At 73.1% G+C, this 5,392-nt stretch carries 7 protein-coding genes; 4 read left to right on the top strand and 3 right to left on the bottom strand.

Features of this window, described 5'->3' with window-relative positions:
• Both B7767_RS17640 and B7767_RS17635 read left to right on the top strand, forming a co-directional pair.
• The coding region (locus B7767_RS17640; RefSeq protein ID WP_085573031.1) for a GlxA family transcriptional regulator at nt 1-733 on the top strand (733 nt) is incomplete at its 5' end.
• Nucleotides 734-743: 10 nt separating this feature from the next.
• Nucleotides 744-1,379, top strand: a complete 636-nt coding sequence (locus B7767_RS17635; RefSeq protein WP_085573030.1) for a DJ-1/PfpI family protein — start codon at nt 744-746, stop codon at nt 1,377-1,379.
• Here B7767_RS17635 and B7767_RS17630 read toward each other — a convergent pair.
• A complete protein-coding gene (locus B7767_RS17630; protein ID WP_085573029.1) occupies nt 1,366-2,121 on the bottom strand; it encodes an enoyl-CoA hydratase/isomerase family protein in 756 nt (251 codons plus the stop codon). The genes B7767_RS17635 and B7767_RS17630 overlap by 14 nt on opposite strands.
• A 117-nt stretch (nt 2,122-2,238) precedes the next feature.
• Between B7767_RS17630 and B7767_RS17625 the strand changes: the two genes are divergently transcribed.
• Both B7767_RS17625 and B7767_RS17620 read left to right on the top strand, forming a co-directional pair.
• The gene (locus tag B7767_RS17625; protein ID WP_085573028.1) at nt 2,239-2,898 is read left to right on the top strand and encodes an HdeD family acid-resistance protein; all 660 of its coding nucleotides are present in this window, start codon (nt 2,239-2,241) and stop codon (nt 2,896-2,898) included.
• A gap of 137 nt (nt 2,899-3,035) precedes the next feature.
• Entirely contained in the window at nt 3,036-3,497 is a 462-nt protein-coding gene (locus B7767_RS17620) for an ATP-binding protein (RefSeq protein ID WP_085573027.1), read from the top strand.
• A 62-nt stretch (nt 3,498-3,559) separates the two neighbouring features.
• Here the strand turns inward: B7767_RS17620 and idi are convergent, their stop codons facing one another.
• Both idi and B7767_RS17610 read right to left on the bottom strand, forming a co-directional pair.
• Nucleotides 3,560-4,153: an isopentenyl-diphosphate Delta-isomerase gene (idi, locus tag B7767_RS17615; RefSeq protein WP_085573026.1), complete on the bottom strand. Its 594-nt coding sequence runs from the start codon at nt 4,151-4,153 to the stop codon at nt 3,560-3,562.
• A gap of 158 nt (nt 4,154-4,311) precedes the next feature.
• Complete coding sequence (locus tag B7767_RS17610) at nt 4,312-5,250, bottom strand: cation diffusion facilitator family transporter (protein ID WP_085573025.1); 939 nt, start codon at nt 5,248-5,250, stop codon at nt 4,312-4,314.
• Nucleotides 5,251-5,392 lie beyond the last annotated feature (142 nt).

Here is a 5,392-nt window from a genome sequence, read left to right as displayed (position 1 = left end):
CACCCGCCGGCCCGACCCGCGGCTGACCGACTGGCTGCGCCGGCACGGGCCGCGTGCCGAGCGGCTGGTCTCCGTCTGCACGGGGGCGGTCCTGCTCGCCGGGGCCGGGCTGCTGGACGGCCGTCGCGCCACCACGCACTGGGCCTACTGCGACACGCTGGCCCGCGACCACCCGGCCGTCGAGGTCGACCCGGACCCCATCTACGTCCGGGACGGCCGGGTCGCCACCTCCGCCGGCGTCACCTCGGGCATCGACCTCGCGCTCGCCCTGGTCGAGGAGGACCTCGGCCGCCGGACCGCGCTCACCGTCGCCCGGCACCTGGTGGTGTTCCTGCGCCGGCCCGGGAACCAGGCCCAGTTCAGCGCCCAGCTCGCCGCCCAGACCGCGCGGCGCGAGCCGCTTCGCGAGGTCCAGCAGTGGATCACCGAGCACCCCGACGCCGATCTGACCGTCGAGGCGCTCGCCGCCCGCGCCGCCCTCTCGCCGCGCCACTTCGCCCGCGCCTTCCACACCGAGACCGGCACGACACCGGGCCGCTACGTCGACCGCGTACGCCTCGAACACGCCCGCCGCCTGCTGGAGGACACCGCCGACGGCGTCGAGGAGATCTCCCGCGCCAGTGGCTACGGCACCCCCGAGGCGATGCGGCGCGCCTTCGTCCGCGCCCTCGGGGCGTCACCGGCGGAGTACCGCCGCCGCTTCCGGCCCACCCCCGCACCCGCCCACACCTGAAAGGCCCCCGATGCAGATCGCCATCGTCCTCTTCGACCGCTTCACCGCCCTCGACGCCGTGGGCCCCTACGAGACCCTCGGCCGTCTCCCGGACGCGGAGACCGTGTTCGTCGCCGAGCGGACCGGGCCCGTGCGCACCGACACCGGCGCGCTCGCGATCACCGCCGACAAGACCCTGGAGGAAGTACCCGACCCCGACGTCGTCGTCGTCCCCGGCGGCCCCGGACAGACGCCCCAGATGGAGAACGAGGCCCTGCTGGAGTGGCTGCGCGCCGCCGACGCGACCAGCACCTGGACGACGTCGGTGTGCACCGGATCCCTGCTGCTGGCCGCGGCCGGACTCCTCCGGGGACGCCGGGCCACCTCCCACTGGCTCGCGCTCGGCCACCTGGAGCGGTACGGCGCCGAGCCGACCGGGGAGCGGGTGGTGACCGACGGCAAGTACGTCACCGCGGCCGGTGTCTCCTCCGGCATCGACATGGGGCTCACCCTGCTCGGCCGGATCGCCGGCGACGAACACGCCCAGGCCGTCCAACTGCTCACCGAGTACGACCCGCAGCCGCCCTACGACGCCGGCTCCCCGCAGAAGGCGCCCGCGCACCTGGTCGAGGAGTTCCGGTCGAAGAGCCGCTTCATCCTGACGTAGGGACGCTCCAGGTGAAGCGGGGCGGCCGGCGCTCCAGGAACGCGGCGACGCCCTCCTCGGTGTCGCCGCTCTCCCCGGCCCGCTCGCTCCAGTACGCGTCCCGGTCGGTGCGGCCGTTCGCGAACTCCTTCGCCGCCGCCTGCGTCAGCCGCGACCGGGACGCCAGGATCCGGGTGAACCCGGCCACCCGCTCGTCCAGTTCGCCCTCGGGCAGCACCTCGTCCACCAGACCGGTGCGCAGCGCCCGCCCGGCCTCGATCAACTCGCCCGAGAACAAAAGGTACTTGGCGGTGGCCGGGCCGACCAGGGAGACCAGCCGCCGGGTCGCGGAGGCCGGGTAGACGATGCCGAGCTTCGCCGGGGTCACCCCGAACCGCGCCCCCTCCTCGGCGAACCGCAGGTCGCAGGCCGCCGCGAGCTGTGCCCCGCCGCCCACACAGTGCCCGCGGACCGCCGCCAGGGTCGGCTTGGGGAAGGCGGCGAGCGCCTCCTCCGCCGCCACGGCCAGCCGCTGCGCCTCGAGCGGCGACCCCCGGAGCGTGGAGATGTCGGCGCCGGCGCAGAACGTCCCGCCCTCACCGGTGAGCACCAGCACCCGTACGTCCGGGTCGGCCGCCAGCGTTTCCAGCAGCGGCGGCAGGGAACCCCACATCGCGGCCGTCATGGCGTTGCGCTTCTCCGGATGGTGGATGACGACCGTGGCGACGTGCTCGGTGACGCCGTGCAGCAGCTGGGGCTCCATGCGCCGGATGCTATCCGCCCCGGCCGGAGCCCCGGCCGAGGGGGCTCCGCCCGCCCGGCGGGCGGCGGGCGGACGGCGGAGACTGGGAAGAGGGGAAACGGGAGCGAGGAGGCAGCCATGGCCAAGTCCACCAAGCCCCGGGGCGAGGCCGCGAAACTGAGCCGCGGCTTCGGCTGGCTCGCCGTACTCGGCGTGATCCTGGTCGTCGCGGGCCTGGTAGGCCTGATCCACACCGGCCTCGCCACCCTGACCTCGATGCTGCTGTTCGGCTGGCTGCTGCTGATCGGCGGCCTGATCGGACTGCTGCACGCCGTCCAGGCGCGGCACACCAACTTCTTCTGGCTCGGCGTGGTCGTCGCGGCCCTGAACATCGCGGCCGGCGTGGTCGTCCTGAAGACACCGGAGGCGTCGGCCGAGGCGCTCACCATGTTCGCCGCGCTGCTGTTCCTCACCGGCGGGGTGTTCCGCCTCGTCGGCAGCCTGGTGGTGCGCGGTCCGCAGTTCGGCTGGACGCTGGTGCAGGGCGCCTTCGGGCTGCTCCTGGGCATCCTGGTGCTGGCCACCTGGCCCAGCAGCAGCCGGTACGTCATCGGTACGTTCTTCTCCCTCTCCCTGCTCTTCGACGGTCTCGGCCTGATCGCCACCGGCTACGGCGGACGCCGGATCGTCGGCATGGTCTCCGACCGGCTGGCCGGTGAGAAGGCGGCCGCGCGGGCGCCGGGGCAGGAGCCGCACGGCGGTGATCACCGGGCCACCAAACCCGTACAACCCGAATAGTCCGCCGACCCGGCACAGGACGGACCGGAACGGTCCCGCAAGCGACCGTGTCATACGCGGACGGTCGGAAACGCTCGATATCCGCTGACTTCTGTTCAGGGGCGGGGAGCGGGGCCGGTGGGCCCAACACTCGACGTGTGGTGACAATCGAGCGTGAGAGCGGCGAACCGCTGCCGTACGAAGGTGTCTGGCGATTCACCGCCCCGGCCGTCGACGCCTCGGTCCCGCAGGCCCGCCACGCCGTGCGGGACCTGCTGCTGCGCCAGGGGGTGCCGGTCGCGGACGACATCGTGCAGGGACTGCTGCTGATCGTCTCCGAGCTGGTCACCAACGTCGTACGGCACGCGGCGCTGCTGTCCCCGATGCTCGTCGTCGAGGTCGCCGTCGGCGCCGAGTGGATCCGGGTGTCCGTGGAGGACAACCACCCCTACCGGCCCACCGCCCTGGAGACCGACCACGGCCGCACCGGCGGACGCGGACTGCTCCTGGTGCGGGAGATCGCCCGCGAGGCGGGCGGGGTGTGCGACGTCGAGCACACCGCCACCGGCGGCAAGGTGATCTGGGCCGCCCTGCCGCTCAAGCCCACGGGGATCTCCTAGGGGTGTCGTCCGGGTCCTGTCAGGACCCGCGACCCCGGCAGGACGCGAACGGCGTCCCCGGGTCACCAGCCCGCCGACGGTCCCGTCAGTTCGCGGACCGCCGGGCGGGCCGCGTCCAGGACGGTCTGGAACCAGGCCGAGAAGGTGTCCTCCGCGTGCCGTTCCGCCAGCTCCGCCGGGGTCACGAACGCGGTGGTCGCCACCTCCTGCGGGTCCGGCCGCGGCGGCGACTGCACCATGCCGACGAAGAGGTGGTTGTACTCCTGCTCCACCAGGCCCGAGGCAGGGTCCGGGTGGTTGTAGCGGACCGTGCCGGCCTCGGCGAGCAGCGACGGGGAGACGCCCAGCTCCTCGAAGGTCCGCCGGGCCGCCGCCGCGAACGGCGCCTCACCGGGGTAGGGGTGACCGCAGCAGGTGTTGGACCACACACCGGGGGAGTGGTACTTGCCCAGCGCCCGCTGCTGCAGCAGCAGCCGCCCGCGCTCGTCGAACAGGAACACCGAGAACGCCCGGTGGAGCCGTCCCGGCGGCTGATGGGCGGCGAGCTTCTCCGCCGTGCCGGTCGTCACGCCGTCCTCGTCGACCAGTTCCAGCAAAATCGGCTCTGCGGCGCCGTTCGACGGGCTGTTCGTCGCGGTGGCAGGTGTGATCGGCATACCCATCCTTCACTCGGTCTTCGCGCCCCAAGTCTGCCGCACGAATCCGGCACTCCCGGCACTCCCGGACGCGCCCGCATGTCCCCGGGGCGCCCGTACGGGGGCGGAAGGCCGCGTACTGCGGCGCATCGGCGCGCGGTGGCGCGCGTGGACCGGCCCTAATGGCACAGACGCGCCTCGTGCTCCGCGTGCCCGCCGGGCTCCAGCTGGAAGGTGCAGTGCTCCACGTCGAAGTGGGCGCCCAGGCAGTTCTGCAGCTCGTGCAGCATCTTCTCGTGCCCGATGGTGTTCAGGACGTCGGAGCTGACGACGACGTGCGCGGAGAGCACCGGCATCCCCGAGGTGATCGTCCAGGCGTGCAGGTCGTGCACGTCCTCCACGCCGTCGGTGGCGAGGATGTGCTCCCGCACCTGAGCCATGTCCACGCCCTTGGGCGCCGCCTCCAGCAGGACGTCCAGCGTCTCGCGCAGCAGCCTCACGGCGCGGGGCACGATCATCAGCGCGATCAGCAGCGAGGCGACCGGGTCGGCGACCGTCCAGCCGGTGGTCAGGATCACCAGCGCGGACAGCATCACCGCGACCGAGCCGAGCGCGTCCGCCGCCACCTCCAGGAAGGCGCCGCGCACGTTCAGGCTCTCCTTCTGCCCGCGCATCAGCAGGGTCAGCGACACCAGGTTCGCGACCAGGCCGATCGCGCCGAACACCAGCGTCAGGCCGCCCTTGGTGTCGGCCGGTGTGACGAACCGCTCGATCGCCTCGTACAGCACGTAGCCGCCGACGCCGAGCAGCAGCACACAGTTGGCCAGGGCGGCGAGGATCTCCGCGCGGGCGAGGCCGAAGGTGCGGTGCTCGCTCGGCGGGCGGCCCGCGAAGTGGATCGCGAGCAACGCCATGCCCAGGCCCAGGGCGTCCGTCGCCATGTGGGCCGCGTCCGTGACCAGCGCGAGCGAGTCGGCCAGCACACCGCCGACGATCTGGACCACCATGACACCGAGCGTGATCGCCAGCGCCACCCGCAGCCTGCCGCGGTACGCCGCACTCGCGGTACCGCCGCCGTGCGCGCCGTGCGCATGCCCGTGATCGTGCCCAGCCCCCATGAAACGGCCCCTTCCCGTGACCCCGTCCGGGTCACAGTGAACTACGGGGAGGGGGTATCCGCAACGCGGCACTGAACACCGTTGTCATCTGCTCTGACCTGCGCAAACGATCCGCAGGTCAGACGGCGGGCCGACGCCGCTC

Source organism: Streptomyces sp. 13-12-16 (assembly GCF_002114215.1).
Taxonomy (GTDB): Bacteria; Actinomycetota; Actinomycetes; order Streptomycetales; family Streptomycetaceae; genus Streptomyces.
Note: the sequence above shows the minus strand (reverse complement) of the source record. Positions and strands in the feature narration are given on the sequence as shown.